Genomic DNA, 15,751 nt, shown 5'->3' on the forward strand with positions numbered 1-15,751 from the left:
AGGCCGCGGGGCCGCGGCCGGTCCCAGTGCGCGCCGTGGAGAGGGGAGGCTCAGGCGGTGCGCCGGCGCCCGGCGAGCACGCCGTACGCGACGCCCGCGGCGCCGACCACGATGCCGACGACGCCCAGCACGCGGGCGGTGGTGTCGGTGCCGCCGGAGTCGCCGTCGGACGCGGCGGACGTCTCGGCGGAGGCCTTCTCCGCGTCGTCGGACGCCTTGTCGTCGGCGGCGGCGCCGTGCCCGTGGCCGTCCTCGGCGGGAGCGGTCAGGTCGAGCACCGGGGCCGGGTTCTCGGGTTCGTCCTGGCCTTCCTGCGGCACCTCGATCCAGCGGACGACCTCCTTGCTGGAGTACGTCTGCAGGGCCTTGAAGACGAGTTGGTCGGTGTCCTCGGGCAGCGTGCCGACGGACACCGGGAACTTCTGGAAGAAGCCCGGCTTGATCCCCTCGCCCTTGGCGGTCCAGGTGACCTTGGTGACGGTCTCGTCGATCTTCTTGCCGTGCACCTCGAGCGGCTTGGCCAGGCGCGACTTGGTGACCTTGATGTCCCAGCCCTCGACCGGCTGCGGCAGCACGGACGACAGGGGGTGGTCCGAGGGGAAGGTGACCTCGAGCTTGGTGGTCGAGGCGTTGTCCCGCTCGTTGGGGACCTTGAAGCCGACGACCGCGTAGCCGCCCTGAGCGGCCTCTCCCTCGGGCTGCACGCTGACGTGCGCGAAGCAGGGGGAGGACACGGCGAGGACGGCGGCGCCGGCGACGGCACCGGCGGCGGCGATACGAGAAGCCTTCATGGCAGAAGCACTCCGCTGTGTAGAGGTTTCACTGGACGGTGAGGAACACGCGGCGCGGACGGCCGGTCCCTGGAGCGGGACGACGGCCGGGCGCACGTGGCGGAACCGGCGCACACGCGTGCCGCACGGAGGCGCCCCTCATTCCGTCCGGAACCCCCGGAACGGTGGGTCGCCCCGCGTCAGACGGCGAGCGCGAGCGCGGAGGCGGAGGCCGGGGGACCCCGGCGGATCACCGTGTGGTGCAGCCCCGCCCAGCGCGGCGGAAGCGGTGCGGGCAGCGCGGTGCGCGGGGTGACGGGGCCGGCCTCGGGCGCGCCGGGGAGCCCGGCGCGCAGGGCCCGCACCAGGGCGAGCGCCCCGCGGAGCGACCGCACCAGGGCGCCTTCGGCGACGCCCTGCGCGGACAGGTCGGCCAGGCGCAGCAGCGCCAGGTCGCCCCGGCGCAGCAGCCATCCCGCGACCAGCGCGGCGAGGAGGTGCCCCAGCAGCATCGGCAGCGAGGGCAGCAGCGAGGCCGGTCCGGCCGCCACGGCGTCGGTCGCGTGCGCGCCGGGTCCGTGCGGTGCGATCCGGGCGTCGGCGAGGACCTTCTGGGCCTCGGCCGGGCTGATCGCGCGGGGCCCGCACAGCAGGCGGGCCGCCTGGGCGACCAGGGCGGCGTCGGACACGGCGCCCGAGGGCGTGCCGTGCTGCCCGAGCCCGAACAGCGTGTGCAGCGCGGTCTGCCCGCCGGCCAGCAGCGCGGTGATCACCGGCAGCGGGCGGGTGCGCCCGGCGAGCGGCACGGCGACGGCGACCGCGGCGAGGAATCCCGCGCCGAGCGTCCACAACGGGACGGCGTCGCAGGAGGCGAGCGAGTGGCCTGCCCCGGCCAGCACGACACAGACCGCGGCGAACACCGCGGCCCGCAGGATCCGGAGTCCTCGTCCGGCGCGCGTCATGCGCGGATAAGGGGCAGACATGGCGGCCTCATCATCGCACCAGCCACAGGGGCGCCGTACGCCAGGTCCGCAAGATGAGGTACGACCGTAAGATCACCTGTGCGGTGCGGCGTCCCACATACACCGATCGGCTCCCCCGTACACCCGCCATATGGGCGGTCTCACGTCAACTTCGTGCTTACCGGTCATCACTCAGGGCAATACGTAACGGTATGTCGAGCCGCAGCCAGGAGGCTGGAGCATGAGCATCTGGTGGTCACTCCATCTGCGGCGTGATGCCGCCAGCGTGCCGCTCGCCCGGCGCCTGCTGCTCGGCACCATGGAAACCGCGGGCGTCGATCCCGAGATCTCCTACGACCTGTCCGTCGCGCTCAGCGAGGCCTGCGCGAACGCCGTGGAGCACGGCGGCGGCGCCGCACGCGACCACACCTCGGAGGCCTTCCGGGTGACCGCCTACCTCGACGGCGAGAAGTGCCGCATCGAGGTCGCCGACGCCGGCCCCGGTTTCCCCGCCGCCGGAACCCGCCCCCGCCCCCAGCCCGTCCCCGCCGAGGCGGAACACGGCCGCGGCCTCCGCCTCATCGAGCAGCTGGCCGACCATGTGCACATCGGCAACAAACCGGGCCGCGGCGGCGCGGTGGTGAGCTTCGACAAGATCCTCAAATGGCGCGAGGACGCACCGCTGACGGCGGTTTAGCACGCACCACGAGGGCCCCTTCCGACGATGGCGGTTTCTAGGGGCCCTCGCTCGTAGGTACGGGGTGGGTGACTCAGCCCTTGAGGCCCGCCATCCACGCCTCCACCTCGTCCGACCGGCGCGGCAGGCCGGCGGACAGGTTCCTGTTGCCGTCCTCGGTGACCAGGATGTCGTCCTCGATGCGGACGCCGATGCCGCGGTACTCCTCCGGGACCGTCAGGTCGTCGGCCTGGAAGTACAGGCCCGGCTCGACGGTGAGGACCATGCCCGGCTCCAGCGTGCCGTCGACGTAGGTCTCGGTGCGCGCGGCGGCGCAGTCGTGGACGTCCATGCCGAGCATGTGACCGGTGCCGTGCAGCGTCCAGCGGCGCTGCAGGCCCAGCTCCAGCACGCGCTCCACCGGGCCCTCGACCAGGCCCCACTCGACGAGCCGCTCGGCCAGCACGCGCTGCGCGGTGTCGTGGAAGTCGCGGTACTTGGCGCCCGGCTTCACCGCCGCGATGCCCGCCTCCTGGGCGTCGTACACCGCGTCGTAGATCTTCTTCTGCAGCTCGGTGTACCGGCCGTTGACGGGCAGGGTGCGCGTGACGTCGGCCGTGTAGTACGTGTGCGTCTCCACGCCGGCGTCGAGCAGCAGCAGGTCGCCGGAGCGGACCGGGCCGTCGTTGCGCACCCAGTGCAGGGTGCAGGCGTGCGGTCCCGCGGCGCAGATGGAGCCGTAGCCGACGTCGTTGCCCTCGACGCGGGCGCGCAGGAAGAACGTTCCCTCGATGTAGCGCTCGCTGGTGGCCTCGGCCTTGTCGAGGACCTTCACCACGTCCTCGAAGCCGCGCACGGTGGAGTCGACGGCCTTCTGCAGCTCGCCGATCTCGAAGTCGTCCTTGACCAGCCGCATCTCGGAGAGGAAGACGCGCAGTTCCTCGTCGCGCTCGGCGGTGACCTTGTCGGTCAGCGCCTCCTCGATCCCGGCGTCGTAGCCGCGGACCACGCGGACCGGACCGGTGGCCTCGCGCAGCGCGCCGGCCAGCTCGCGGACGTCGGAGGCGGGGATGCCGTACCGCTTCTCGGCCTCTGTGAGGGAGTGGCGGCGGCCCACCCACAGCTCGCCCTGGCCGTCCAGCCAGAACTCGCCGTTCTCGCGGTTGGAGCGGGGCAGGAGGTAGATCGTCTCCTTGTGGCCGTCGGCCGTCGGCTCCAGGACGAGGACGCCGTCCTCCGTCTGGTTGCCGGTGAGGTACGCGTACTCGACGGACGCACGGAACGGGTACTCCGTGTCGTTCGAGCGGGTCTTCAAGTTGCCCGCCGGGATCACCAGGCGCTCACCGGGGAAGCGGGCGGACAGCGCCGCGCGGCGGGCGGCGGTCTCGGCGGCCTGCGGGATCGGCTCCAGGTCGCGCAGCTCCGTGTCGGCCCAGCCGCTCTTCATGTTCTCGGCCAGCTCGTCGGACACGCCCGGGTACAGGCCGTTCTTCCGCTGCTTGACGGGCTCCTCGTCGGCAGTCTCCGGGGTCTCCGGCAGCTCCTCCGCCACGGTCATCCTCCTCGATACGGCACTGGACCACCCCCCATCGTACGGTCGGGCGGAAACGGACGAACCGGGGAAGCGCCTGTTACCTCAAAGGCACGCGGAGTGAGCGGCGCGCGGACCGGGCGGGTCAGTCGAAGCGCGCCGCGAGGAGCACCACGTCCTCCGAGGTGTCCGCGTCCTGGGCGCCCTCGGGCAGCACCGCCCGCAGCACATGGTCGGCGACGGCCCCCGGATCGCGGCGCAGCGCGCGCGGCACCCCGGCCGCGGCGGAGTGAAGCCGGGCGAAGGCCCGGTCGGTCGGGTCGCCGGTGCGGTGCAGCAGGCCGTCGGTGTAGAGCAGTACGGTGTCGCCCGCCTCCGCCTGCACCTCCACGCTGGGCGCCTCCCAGCAGGCGAGCATCCCGAGCGGGGCCGAGACGGACGTCTCCACGTACTCGGTGCGGCGCTCGCCGAGCAGCAGCGGCGGGCTGTGCCCGGCCCCGGCGAGGGTGATCCGGCGCATCGCGGGCTCGCAGTAGCCGAACAGCGCGGTGGCCGACCGGGCCGGTTCGGTCAGCCGCAGCAGCAGCTCCAGGTCGGACAGGACGGCGACCGGGTCCTCGCCCTCCATCACGGCGTACGCCCGCAGCGACGCCCGCAGCCGGCCCATCGCGGCGACCGCGCTGGGCCCTGAGCCGGTGACGGAGCCGACGGCGAGACCGAGCGCGGCGTCCGGCAGCGGCAGCGCGTCGTACCAGTCGCCGCCCCCGCTCGGGCAGGTGCGATGGCGGGCGGCGAGCTGCACACCGGGCACCCGCGGCAGCCGGGAGGGCAGCAGCTCCTCGGTCATCGTGGCCATCGACGCGCGTGTGTGCTCCAGTTCGAGGAGCCGGGCGAGGTGCTCCGCGGCGTGCCGGACGTACAGGCCGACGAGGTGGCGCTGCCGCTCGGCGGGTTCGGCGGGCTCGTCGTACAGCCAGACGACCGCGCCGAGGCGTCCGGCGGAGTCGGTGGCGAGGGGGAGGGCGTAGCTCGCGGCGTAACCGAGGCGGGCGGCCACCTCGCGATGCCGGGGGTCGAGGCCCTTCTCGGCGAACAGGTCGGGCTCGGCGACGCCGTCGTCCCCGTCACGCAGTCCGTCGAGGATCCGGCCGTGCGGCAGGGCGCTGCGCGGCACCGTCTCCATGTGGCCCAGGTCGGCGCGGCCGAGGCCGAACCCGACGGTGGTGGACGGCCCGCGGCCGTCGGCGGGCTCCAGGGCGACGAGTCCGCGTCGTGCGCCCACCAGGGCGGCGCCCGCGCGCAGCAGTTCGTCCAGCGCGGCGTCGAGCGTGCCGGCGCGGACCAGACGCTCGGTCAGCTCGTGCAGGGTGGTGAGGTCCGAGACCCAGCCGGCGAGGCGGTCCTGGAGCAGCGCGCCCGGGGCGTCCTGAGGGTGTGCCGCGGCGGCCGGGACCGTACCCGTGGCGGGCGCGACAGTGTGTGCGGGGGCGGGAACCGTTGAATCGATTCCGGCCACTTTCGGAGGGTGCGGAGCGTTCATGGCGTCCGGCTTTCCGGCCGGTACGTACTGCTCAAAAGCATCGCAAACCCCCATGTCGTTCTGCGTCGCCGGCAGTGTCTCCACATGTACACGTACTCGTGAGGAGATGTCCAGCATTGTCCTGCTGGGATTCCTGGTGTCCGTGTGACCGAGGGGAACTCCCGACAGTCCTCTTGCTGAAATTCGAAGTTGGCTTGAAACTGCCTCAGGGGGAGGCTTACTGCGGTCGACTGGCCTTGCTCGACGGAGCGTCACAGCGGTCGTGATGGGTACGTACTCGGAGAAGGCCAGGGGTGGTTGGGAACCGCCCGGGAACCTGGCGACGGACCCGGGCGTCTTAACCACCGACGACCGTGCCCCATCCTCCCGTGGCGGAGGCGGAGAGAAACACGCGCGACGGTAAACGCCAGACTTCGCCACCCCACGCCGTACCCGTACTTCTGATAAACGCTGTATGGGTGGAACGGCCGCGGAGGCAGCCCATGCCCGGCCCATAGGGGTTCCCCCTGCCCGGCACGGGGGTGTGATGCGCCAACAGGTACGCACAGTGAAGTGATCGACACATGACGTGAGTGGTCCACGGTGTTGCCAGGCGTGCAACGGAAAGGAACGAGCGCTCATGCGCGAGATCCTCGGAAGGCGACGCAGGCTCCTGTCCCGGCGCGGTGACGAAGGGCCCGATCTGATCGGTGCGGCCCTGACCTTCGCCGCGGAATGGCAGTGGCCCGTACTCCCCGGCGTGGCGGCCGACCCGCAGGACGGGTCCCGCTGTGCCTGCCCCGACCCGGAGTGCACGGTGCCGGGCGCCCATCCGTTCGACCCCGGCCTTCTCGCCGCCACCACCGACGCGCGGATGGTGCGCTGGTGGTGGGCCAACCGGCCGACGGCGCCGATCGTGCTCGCCACCGGCGGCAAGGCCCCGTGCGCGGTGTCCCTGCCCGCCCTGCCGGCCGCCCGCGCGCTCGCCGCGCTGGACCGCCGGGGGATGCGGCTCGGCCCGGTCGTCGCCTCGCCGACCCGCTGGGCGATCCTCGTCAAGCCGTACTCCCTGGAGCAGCTGGGCGAGCTGCTGTACGCCCAGGACTTCGTCCCCGGCTCGCTCCGCTTCCACGGCGAGGGCGGCTATCTGGCCCTGCCCCCGTCCGTCACCGCGCAGGGCGAGGTCCGCTGGGAGCGGGCACCGCTGCCCGGCTCGGCGTCTCCCTGGGTCCCTGACGTCGAGGCCGTGGTGGACGCGGTGGTCGACGCCCTCACCCGTACGGGTGTGAGCGCCCCCGAGATGTAGGCGGCGCCGTCGCGCGCCGCGCCCGGCACCCGGTGCCGGGCCGCTATCTTCCCGGGGCATGCCGCGTCATGCCGGGGGCCGTGCCAGGACGTCCCGCAGAACCCGAGCGACCGCCTTCGCGGCCGTCGCGGCGGCCTGCGCGCTCGCGCAGCCGCTGGCGGTGGCCTGTGCGGGCCAGGACGACGACCGGCGCAGGGCCTCGGCCGGCCCGGCCGGTCCTGACGATCTGCGTCCGGTTTCCGGAGCTGAGGGACGCAATCCTGAGGGACGCAATCCCGAGGGACGCAATCCTGAGGGACGCAATCCCGAGGGACGCGCCGCGGAGGCAAGCGCCCCCGAGAGACGGGCCTCCGTAGGGCGTGCCCCAGGGGACGCGGACACCCCCGTGCGGGCGCCGACAGCCGACCAGGCGCCGCCCGGCGCGCATCTGTCGACCGCCCTGCGCTGTGGCCCCGCCCTGTCCTCGCCGGACGGCGTCGAGGCGCAGACGTGCGTGGCGGTGCGGGGGAAGGACGTGTGGGCGCGGACGTACTACCGCAACACCACCGGCGCGTCCCTGGACGCGGCCCTGTCCCTGCTCGGCCCGGACGGGCACAGCGTGCGGAGCCGGTGCGTGGCGGGAGCGGGGGACGACCCGTCCCTGTGCGAGACGCCGCGCGTGCGACTGGAGGGGGAGCCCCTGCGGTACGCGGCGGTCGCGGAGTTCGCCGCCCACGCGGGCGGTGCGGAGAAGGGGCCGCTGCTGCTGCGGGCCGGGAGCAACTCCCCGTCGGGGGAGGACCGGTGAGGCCGGGGCGAGCCTGTGTCGACCACCGGGAGAGCCGGGTGCCGGAGATCCGGAACGGTCGGCTCCGGAGGCCCGTGAGCGGGGCGCGCTGCGGGCACGTAAAGACCCGGTTGCTGGCGACGGGGGATGCACCAGCAACCGGGCTACTGGAACGGTAACAAGAGATCGGCGGTAAGCAAATTCGATCTCGGCGTTTCCGGTCACCGACTGGCTTGAGTGAACGGGTAGTTACCCGCGCGTAAGAACTTGTGCCCCGGGTGTTTCGGCCGCCCGGGGCATCCGTGAGGAGCCGGGTGCGGGGCGCCTCAGCTCAGCGTGACCTGGCGGTTCGTCAGACCGCCGCGCGCCCGGCGCTCGTCCGCGGTGAGCGGGGCGTCGGTCGCCAGCGCTGCGGCGAGCCGCTCGACGAACTCGGCGGCCGGCTTCTCCACGTCCTCCGCGCGGACCTCGCTCGGCAGGTCCCAGACCGGCACGGTGAGCCCGTGAGCGCGGAAGGAGCCGACCAGACGGGTGCCCTCGCCCAGGGAGGAGGTGCCTGCCGAGTGCAGTCGCGCGAGCGCGTCCAGAAGCTGCTCCTCCGGGTGCGGCATGACCCACCGCAGGTGGTTCTTCTCGGGCGTCTCGCACCAGTACGCGGAGTCCACGCCCGTCAGCTTCACCGTCGGGATCGCCGCAGCGTTCGCCCGCTCCAGGGAGGCGGTGACGTCCGGGGTGGCGTTCTCCGGGTCCGGGACCCAGAACTCGAACCCGTCGTGCACGACCGGCTCGAAAGGACCCTTCGGGTCGAGCAGGTCCTGCAGCCGGGGGCCGTCGGCGGGCGCGCGGCGGGCCTGCACCGGGGTGCCCGGCTCGGCGGTCAGCGCGCGCCGCAGCGTGTCGGCGAGGTCGCGGCTGATGTCGCCGGAGGGCGTGTCGTTCTGCAGGCCGAGCAGCACCGAGCCGTCGTCGCGGCGCAGCGCCGGCCAGGCCATCGGAAGCACCGTGGCCAGGGTGACGGACGGGACGCCCTCGGGCAGGCCGTCCTTCAGGGTCAGCTCGACGGTCGCGGCGGGCACCAGCTCGCGCAGCGCCACCCAGTCGCACTCGCCCGGAAGGCCCTCGAACGGGCGGTGCACCAGCTCGGTCACCGCCTGCGCGGCGGCGCGGCCGTGGCACGCCTTGTAGCGGCGGCCGCTGCCGCAGGGGCAGGGTTCGCGGGCGCCGACGACCGGGATCTGCCCGTCCGTGAGCTGCGGGCGCTTGGCCTTCGTCTGGGGTCGCTTCTTGGCCATCGTGGGTGTCTCCCGGTTACGGCTCGTCTCGTACGGCGCGAGCCTAGCCGTTCGGGCCGCGGCGGACCGGTACCTGTGGACGACGGGCTGCCTGTGGACAACGGGGGCGCGTGGACGCGACCGCATTCGGGGGCGTCCGACCGGAGCGGGCCGGCACCCTGCCGACGGCAGCCCGGTCCGACCGCCGTGCCATCAGCCCGGGTTGCCGAAGACCGTCAGTCCAGGTCCTCGAACACGTCCGCGAAGTCCAGCCCCGTGAGCCGCGCGACCGGCGGCGCGGTCACCCGTGCCGCGAAGTCCTCGCGGCGGTGGCAGCTCGCGGCGTCCGGGTCGTGCACGTCCTCGTGGACGACGACCCACACCGTGACCTCGCCGGGCACCTCGTCGCGTACGCCCCAGTCGTCGGAGAGCGCGGAGATGATGTTGAGCCCGCGGCCGCCGTGGGCGGTGACCGACGGGGTGGCAGGCGCTGGGCGGGTCGGTCCGCCCCCGTCGGTGACCTCGACGACGAGCCGGCCGCGCGGGTCCACCCGCCAGGCCGCACGCACGTCGCCGTCGCCCGCCAGGCTGTCGCCCAGGGGCCGGCCGTGTTTGCACGCGTTGCTCAACAGCTCGGAAAGGATCAGTACGGCATCGTCGACGACCGATTCCGGGACACCTCCGTCGCGCAGCTGCGCGCGCATCCGGCGCCTCGCCTTCCCCACGCCCGCAGGGCCATGGGGCACGGCCATGCTCGACGACGTGGGCACCTCCTGTGCCACCACCAACGCCACCCCCGAGACCTCCTTCGCCCCACGCCACGGTGTGGATGCCCCATCGGCCTGAACCGGAAACCGGCCGATCCGTGCGCGGTGACGCACTCGGAACGATCGAATACGTACCGAACGCGCCGGAGCACTCCCCGTAGTCGTATGGCTGGATTTCGTCGATGTGGCCGAGATAGGAGGAAGTGGGCGCCCGGCCCTGCCGGTCAAGAGGCAGGTGGGTAACCACTGGGACACACGGGACGGATGTGGCGGGCACGCTGAGGTGGACGGGTGTGTTTCCAGCCGTCCGCCGGGGTTGGTGCCTCGCCGCCCGGCTCAGCGCCCGAGCCGGTCCAGCACCGCCCGCGGCCGGTTGGTGATGATGGCGTCCACGCCGAGACGCACGCACAGGTCGACGTCCGCCGGCTCGTTGACCGTCCAGACGTGCACCTGGCGCCCGGTCCGCTTCAGACGCTCGATGCAGCCGGGGTGGCTGCGCAGGATGCGGATCGACGGGCCCGCGATGTCCACGCCCGCGGGCAGCCGCCCGTCCCGCAGCCGCGGTGTGACGAACTGCATGAGGTAGACCGTCGGCAGCGTCGGGGAGGCGGCCCGCACGCGGTGCAGGGAGCGCGCGGAGAAGCTCATCACGCGTACCTGCGAGTCCTCACGGGAGGCGGGCGCGTCCAGGCCGAACCGCTTGAGCAGCACCAGCAGCCGCTCCTCGACCTGCCCCGCCCAGCGCGTGGGGTGCTTCGTCTCGATCGCCAGCTCCACCCGGCGTCCGGCGTCGGCGACCAGCTCCAGCAGCCGCTCCAGGGTGAGCACGGAGGTGGCCTCGCGGTCCTCCGGGCGGTGCTCCCAGTCGGGCTCCTCGACGCGGGGCCCGCCGGCCGCGTCCCTGGTCTTCCACGAGCCGAAGTCGAGCGCGGCGAGGTCGGACAGCTCGAGCGCCGAGACGGCGCCGCGTCCGTTCGACGTACGGTTGACGCGACGGTCGTGTACACACACCAGGTGTCCGTCGGCGGTGAGGCGTACGTCGCACTCGAGTGCGTCCGCGCCGTCCTCGATCGCCTTCCGGTACGCGGCCAGGGTGTGCTCGGGGGCGTCCTCGGACGCCCCGCGGTGCGCGACGACTCGGGTCAGATGCTGACGTGCGTGGGTCACCGCGTCATGGTGCCACCGCTCGCCGGAGGACGGGCGGGCAGCATGGTGTGATCGGTACGGCAGTCCGGGCGGAGCCATCGAGTGGCGCACCTTAAGTGAGTAATGCCCTATATAAAGAATGACCCCGGACCCACAGGAACGGCTTACGGTGCCCTGACGGCGTGTGGGAAAAGCTGACGTCATACAAAGAGACGTGCACAGCTCCATCTGCATCGCGCCGGACGTCAGGCGCGCGTGACATGCGGGCCCGAGTGCGACCGATTGAAAGCCGTGGATCGAGGAGAGAAGCTGTGAGCACCGAGAACGAGGGCACCGCGGTCCCCCCGGCCCCGTCGGCTCCGCCGCCCCCGGCGGATGCTCCCGCTGCTTCCGCACCCCAGGGCGCACACCCGGGGTCGGCTCCGGCGGCCGGCGACCCCTACGGCCCCCCGGCCCACCACGACGCCGGGTCGGGCGAATCCACGTCCGCCCCCGACCCCTCCTGGCCGCCGCCCCCGCCGCCGTCCTCCCCGGCGTACGGCGGTGACGGCGGAGCGGGACACGGCGCCGCGGGCCAGGGCGGTGGCGGCTGGGGCGCAGGCTGGGGCGCCGCGCACCAGCAGCCCGCGCCGAAGAACGGCCGCGGGCGCGGCGGGCTCGTCGCCGCGGTCCTGGTGGCCGCGCTGGTCGCGGGCGGTCTGGGCGGCGGCCTCGGCTACACGCTCGCCCGGGAGAACGACAGCGGCAACTCGACGACCGTGTCGTCGGGCACCACCGGCGGTAACGTCAAGCGCGACCCGGGCACGGTCGCCGCGGTCGCGGCGGCGGCGCTGCCCAGCACGGTCACCATCGAGGCGGCGAGCAGCAGCGGCGAGGGCGGCACGGGCACGGGCTTCGTCTTCGACAAGCAGGGCCACATCGTCACCAACAACCACGTGGTGGCGGACGCCGTCGACGGCGGCAACCTCTCCGCGACGTTCCCCGACGGCAAGAAGTACGAGGCCGAGGTCGTCGGCAACGCGCAGGGGTACGACGTCGCCGTCATCAAGCTGAAGAACGCGCCGTCGGACCTCAAGCCGCTCACCCTGGGCAACTCCGACGACGTGGCGGTCGGCGACTCGACCATCGCCATCGGCGCGCCCTTCGGCCTGTCCAACACGGTGACGACCGGCATCATCAGCGCGAAGAACCGCCCGGTCGCCTCCAGCGACGGCAGCGGCAGCAAGGCCTCCTACATGAGCGCCCTGCAGACCGACGCGTCGATCAACCCGGGCAACTCCGGCGGCCCGCTGCTGGACGCGCAGGGCAACGTGATCGGCATCAACTCGGCGATCCAGTCGACCAGCAACGGCGGCTTCGGCACGGGCCAGGCCGGCTCGATCGGCCTCGGCTTCGCCATCCCGATCAACCAGGCGAAGTACGTCGCCCAGGAGCTGATCAGGACGGGCAAGCCGGTGTACGCCAAGATCGGCGCGTCCGTCTCCCTGGAGGACACCACCGACGGCGCGAAGATCACCGATCAGGGCGTGGGCGGCGCCGAGCCCGTCGACCCGGGCGGCCCCGCGGACAAGGCCGGCCTGAAGCCGGGCGACGTCATCACCAAGCTCGACGACCGGGTCATCGACTCCGGCCCCACCCTGATCGGCGAAATCTGGACCCACAAGCCCGGCGACGAGGTCACGATCACCTATGAGCGGGGCGGCAAGGAGCACACCACGGAACTCACCCTGGGCTCCCGCGTCGGCGACAGCTGACCCCACCCGCCACCCCCGAACCCGTTACCCTTGTCCCCGCGCCGCCGATCACCGGCCGGCGCGGGGAGGCGTGCCCGAGCGGCCTAAGGGAACGGTCTTGAAAACCGTCGTGGCAGCGATGTCACCGTGGGTTCAAATCCCACCGCCTCCGCAGGATGAGCACTGAGAGCGGCCCCCGACCTGGTGACGTGGTCAGGGGCCGCTCTCGTGCTCGGGTCGCCGTGGTGCCCTGCTCGAGCGGGCACGGGTGGGGCACGTGCGCGTTCGGATCGAAAGGGAGGCGCGAGGTCGCCGCGCCGTCGCTGTGCGGACCCGCGTCCCAAGGCTCCTCGCGGGAAGCTCCAGTGTCGGGGAACATCGTGTCCCCATGTTTCGAGAACCTTCCAGGCGACGCGCTGGTTGGCGGCGTTACTGCTGGTGTCCAGTACGGTACGCGTGTGCACGGCGAGGTGATCGCGGTGCTCGGCGAGCGGAGTCCTGCCGTCAGGACGGCCGTGAACAGCGCGGCGAAGGCTCCGGCGGTGATCACCGCAGAAACGGGTGCCCTGGCTGCCCCCGGGACGAAGCACGCGATGACCGTCACGGCGAGGCCAGGTGGGCCGTGGGCAGGTCCGTGCGGAGTGCCTGCCGGGGGCCGAGCGGCGGGACGCCCTCAGGCCCGCCTCGTAGCGCGCCCTCGCCGCATCCTCGTCGGCGTACCGCCCTCCGGCCATTCCTGGTCTGCGGTCACTCCCCCCTTCCACCGCCTCCGTGGAGCCTAGACGCCTCCCGCCCGCGGCAGCGGGCCCAGGTGCTTCGTCAGGCGCGTGCGCAGCCGTTCGTACTCCGGGTGGCGGCGGGGCAGTGGGCCCGGAGGGCGTGTCACCGTGCGGGGAGGCGACAGGGTCTCTCCCGCGCGGAACTGTTCCAGGGTCAGGTCGAGTTCCACACCGCTGGGCAGGCGGTTCCACCAGTGGTAGCCGTGGGGGTTGCCCGCCCGGGTCACGTCGGCGACCAGGAGGTCGCCGCCGAACAGGTCGTTGACGACCAGCGTCGTGATGTCGCAGTGGCCCACGGACGGGTTGTCCGGGCTCCAGTCGGGCAGGTCGTCCGGTGAGCACGTGTCGGCGGCCCAGCAGGCGCGGAACGCCCTGTCGAGGTCGAGCAAAGAGTACGGCTGCCCCGCGGTGGCGCCGTTCATGACGCCGCCCGCAGCATGCGCAGGTGGCCGATCTCCGTCGCGTTCTTCATCAGCTCCGCGTTGACCCAGGCCAGCATGTGCGCCTTCGTGCGGGACGGGTCGTCCGGCCACGGGAACGGCGCCGGGGCGTCCAGGCCGGCGTCCGTGAGGGTGCCGAGGTGGGCGAGCCATTCCGTGCGGAGGGAGCGGAGCCAGGTGACCGTGGGTTCGCCCGCGCCGGGCCACACGATGTCCGTCCGCTCGCGCGGGCGCTCCCCGCGCGCGTGGTCCAGCGTCACGCTCCACCACCAGCCGATGTGCCAGCTCACCCACGCCACGGTGGGCACCGGCACCGGGTCGGGTTCCGTGTCCGCCCAGTCCGGGACCCAGGCGCCCTCGGGCGACCGGCGGACCGTCCAGCAGAGCGGGGCGGGCTCCCAGAGGAAGTCCTCCGGCTCCAGGCGCTCCAGGTGGTACTCGAACAGGGACCAGGTCAGGTCGAACTGCCAGCGGAGCAGGTCGACGCGGGCGGCGGCAGGATCAGGTGCGGTCACAGTTCCTCGTCGGTGGCGAGTCGCTCCCAGTCCATGTCCAGCAGTTCCGTCTCCGCGTCGCACCCCGAGGGGATGCGTGACGTCGGCTGGAACCAGACCACGGTGAGGCGGGAGCGGTACAGGGCGCGGTCGTGTCCGGGATCGAGTGCCTCGGAGCGGAAGCTGCCGACGCAGGTCACGGCCGGCAGCACCTCCACCGGGCCGAAGCCGCCCGCGAACTGGTCGGGGTACTCGCGCGGCGGCGGGATCAGATGCACCGGGACGCCCGGGTGGACGTGTTCGGCGGACCGGAGCAGCCCGGCGATCGTGAGGTCGTTCAGCGGCTTGCACGGGTATCCCTCGAGCACGTCCCCGTACGTCGCCGACAGGCGCAGCTCGGTCAGGTCGACGGAGCGGCCCGAGGCGAGGACGACGCGGGAGAGTGCCATGGTCGGCACTTTAAGGCGCTGGTGCATGCGGGTCTTTCGAATTTCGGGCGCGTGCGCGGGAGGGCGTGGGGGAGGAAGGGCGGCCGCCTCGGCGGGAGAGAAACCGCGGCCGGCCTCAGCGGCCGGTCATGCGCGCGGCCGACGCGACCGTCGCGCGCGCCTCGCGTTCGGACAGGCCCGTGGCGCGGGCCGCGTCGACCAGGGGCTCCACCAGCTCGGGTCCTGTGCCGTCCTCGTAGGCGCGGCAGGCCGCCCAGAACAAGCGGGTGTTGCGCTGGCCCTCGTGCGCCGCGAGGACGAACTGCACCAGGCCCTGGCCGTGGTCACCGGCGGACGGGGGTGTCGGGTGGTGGGCGCGGGGCGGCGGCAGGAGCAGCCGCAGCAGGGCGGACGGGCAGGGCGCGGGCGCCAGGCCGGCCGTGCCGGGTGCGGCCCTGTACGTGCCGTGTTCCGTACGGGAGCCGGGGCCGACGAGGTAACCGCCGGCGCCACGGATGTCGATGCCGGGGGCGAGGCGGCCGGCGGAGTTGGGGACGACGACGTCGGGCGGGCCGCTGAGCCACAGGTGGCGGCCGCCGCTGGGGGTGAGCACGACCACGGTGGGCGGGACGGTGAAGCCGTGCCGGGAGGCGAGGGCGCGCAGGGCCGCGCCGGGGTCGGTGCCGTTCTTCGTGCCGAGGTCGACGCCGACGAGGTGGTGCGGGGGCAGGCCGCAGGCGATGCCGTAGCCGGTCGCGCGGGGCGCGGCGGCGAACAGGGCGCGGACGCGCGCCGGGTCGGTGGTGGCGTCGTACACGCCGTGGCCGAAGCGGCCGCACCCGCCGTGGCAGGGCGGGTGGGACGGGTCGCCGCGGTGGGGGGAGCGCAGGGCCGGGAGCTTGGTGCGGGACAGCGGGATGACGGCCAGTCCGCGTTCGGCGGCTGACAGGGCGTGTGCGAGGGCCAGCGTCGTGGCCTGCCGGTCGGTGGTGGCCATGCCTCTATGTTCGTACACACGTTCGAAGAAGGGAAGGGGGTGAGGGGTGTCACCCAGGGGGTGCGGGGGCCGGCCGGGCGGGCGCCGAAACGCTTCGCCCCTTGGGGCGCCGGGGCTGTCGCCACCCTGGGTCCTACAGGCGCCAAATCGGGGTCGACTCGGGGTT

General features: G+C 73.2%; 15 protein-coding genes and 1 tRNA gene. 5 read left to right on the forward strand and 11 right to left on the reverse strand.

The window, feature by feature from the left end; all coding sequences use genetic code 11:
- Positions 1 to 50: 50 nt before the first annotated feature.
- Together ACQY0Z_RS07340 and ACQY0Z_RS07345 are read right to left on the reverse strand one after the other, a co-directional pair.
- On the reverse strand, positions 51 to 791 hold the full coding sequence (locus ACQY0Z_RS07340; RefSeq protein WP_439811990.1) for a YcnI family copper-binding membrane protein: 741 nt from the start codon (positions 789 to 791) through the stop codon (positions 51 to 53).
- 179 nt (positions 792 to 970) lie between these two features.
- On the reverse strand, positions 971 to 1,753 hold the full coding sequence (locus ACQY0Z_RS07345; protein ID WP_189897179.1) for a hypothetical protein: 783 nt from the start codon (positions 1,751 to 1,753) through the stop codon (positions 971 to 973).
- 220 nt (positions 1,754 to 1,973) lie between these two features.
- Between ACQY0Z_RS07345 and ACQY0Z_RS07350 the strand changes: the two genes are divergently transcribed.
- Positions 1,974 to 2,429 (forward strand): ATP-binding protein, encoded by a 456-nt coding sequence (locus ACQY0Z_RS07350; RefSeq protein ID WP_189897180.1) that lies wholly within the window; start codon positions 1,974 to 1,976, stop codon positions 2,427 to 2,429.
- A gap of 73 nt (positions 2,430 to 2,502) precedes the next feature.
- On the opposite strand, the gene ACQY0Z_RS07355 is transcribed toward ACQY0Z_RS07350, so the two are convergent.
- Positions 2,503 to 3,966 (reverse strand): aminopeptidase P family protein, encoded by a 1,464-nt coding sequence (locus ACQY0Z_RS07355; RefSeq protein WP_439811991.1) that lies wholly within the window; start codon positions 3,964 to 3,966, stop codon positions 2,503 to 2,505.
- A 118-nt stretch (positions 3,967 to 4,084) separates the two neighbouring features.
- Positions 4,085 to 5,596, reverse strand: a complete 1,512-nt coding sequence (locus ACQY0Z_RS07360; protein ID WP_254588393.1) for a PP2C family protein-serine/threonine phosphatase — start codon at positions 5,594 to 5,596, stop codon at positions 4,085 to 4,087.
- A 502-nt stretch (positions 5,597 to 6,098) separates the two neighbouring features.
- On the opposite strand from ACQY0Z_RS07360, the gene ACQY0Z_RS07365 reads away from it, so the two are divergent.
- The gene (locus ACQY0Z_RS07365) at positions 6,099 to 6,764 is read left to right on the forward strand and encodes a bifunctional DNA primase/polymerase (protein WP_189897183.1); all 666 of its coding nucleotides are present in this window, start codon (positions 6,099 to 6,101) and stop codon (positions 6,762 to 6,764) included.
- Positions 6,765 to 7,149: 385 nt separating this feature from the next.
- The gene (locus tag ACQY0Z_RS07370) at positions 7,150 to 7,551 is read left to right on the forward strand and encodes a hypothetical protein (RefSeq protein ID WP_337662821.1); all 402 of its coding nucleotides are present in this window, start codon (positions 7,150 to 7,152) and stop codon (positions 7,549 to 7,551) included.
- Between the two features lie 305 nt (positions 7,552 to 7,856).
- Here the strand turns inward: ACQY0Z_RS07370 and ACQY0Z_RS07375 are convergent, their stop codons facing one another.
- The 3 genes from ACQY0Z_RS07375 to ACQY0Z_RS07385 all read right to left on the reverse strand — a co-directional run bounded on the left by ACQY0Z_RS07375 (position 7,857) and on the right by ACQY0Z_RS07385 (position 10,735).
- Positions 7,857 to 8,822 carry a DUF5926 family protein gene (locus ACQY0Z_RS07375; RefSeq protein WP_439811992.1) on the reverse strand — a complete coding sequence of 322 codons (966 nt, stop codon included), beginning with the start codon at positions 8,820 to 8,822 and terminating at the stop codon, positions 7,857 to 7,859.
- 215 nt (positions 8,823 to 9,037) lie between these two features.
- Positions 9,038 to 9,682 carry an ATP-binding protein gene (locus tag ACQY0Z_RS07380; protein ID WP_189897186.1) on the reverse strand — a complete coding sequence of 215 codons (645 nt, stop codon included), beginning with the start codon at positions 9,680 to 9,682 and terminating at the stop codon, positions 9,038 to 9,040.
- Between the two features lie 222 nt (positions 9,683 to 9,904).
- Positions 9,905 to 10,735 (reverse strand): glycerophosphodiester phosphodiesterase, encoded by an 831-nt coding sequence (locus ACQY0Z_RS07385; RefSeq protein WP_254588395.1) that lies wholly within the window; start codon positions 10,733 to 10,735, stop codon positions 9,905 to 9,907.
- Positions 10,736 to 11,025: 290 nt separating this feature from the next.
- On the opposite strand from ACQY0Z_RS07385, the gene ACQY0Z_RS07390 reads away from it, so the two are divergent.
- Positions 11,026 to 12,468 (forward strand): S1C family serine protease, encoded by a 1,443-nt coding sequence (locus tag ACQY0Z_RS07390; protein WP_439811993.1) that lies wholly within the window; start codon positions 11,026 to 11,028, stop codon positions 12,466 to 12,468.
- Positions 12,469 to 12,532: 64 nt separating this feature from the next.
- Positions 12,533 to 12,619 (forward strand) — tRNA-Ser (locus ACQY0Z_RS07395).
- A gap of 606 nt (positions 12,620 to 13,225) precedes the next feature.
- Here ACQY0Z_RS07395 and ACQY0Z_RS07400 read toward each other — a convergent pair.
- The 4 genes from ACQY0Z_RS07400 to ACQY0Z_RS07415 form a co-directional block, all read right to left on the reverse strand.
- Positions 13,226 to 13,648, reverse strand: a complete 423-nt coding sequence (locus tag ACQY0Z_RS07400) for a YunG family protein (RefSeq protein ID WP_254588664.1) — start codon at positions 13,646 to 13,648, stop codon at positions 13,226 to 13,228.
- Complete coding sequence (locus ACQY0Z_RS07405) at positions 13,645 to 14,181, reverse strand: DinB family protein (RefSeq protein ID WP_347226255.1); 537 nt, start codon at positions 14,179 to 14,181, stop codon at positions 13,645 to 13,647. The genes ACQY0Z_RS07400 and ACQY0Z_RS07405 overlap by 4 nt, the downstream gene beginning before the upstream one ends.
- On the reverse strand, positions 14,178 to 14,609 hold the full coding sequence (locus ACQY0Z_RS07410; RefSeq protein ID WP_189897194.1) for a hypothetical protein: 432 nt from the start codon (positions 14,607 to 14,609) through the stop codon (positions 14,178 to 14,180). Before ACQY0Z_RS07410 ends, ACQY0Z_RS07405 begins: the two co-directional genes overlap by 4 nt.
- A 115-nt stretch (positions 14,610 to 14,724) precedes the next feature.
- Positions 14,725 to 15,585 (reverse strand): bifunctional DNA primase/polymerase, encoded by an 861-nt coding sequence (locus ACQY0Z_RS07415; RefSeq protein WP_439811994.1) that lies wholly within the window; start codon positions 15,583 to 15,585, stop codon positions 14,725 to 14,727.
- Between the last annotated feature and the right edge of the window lie 166 nt (positions 15,586 to 15,751).

Origin of the sequence: Streptomyces sp. P9-2 (assembly GCF_051903975.1) — a bacterium.
Classification (GTDB): domain Bacteria; phylum Actinomycetota; class Actinomycetes; order Streptomycetales; family Streptomycetaceae; genus Streptomyces; species Streptomyces cellulosae.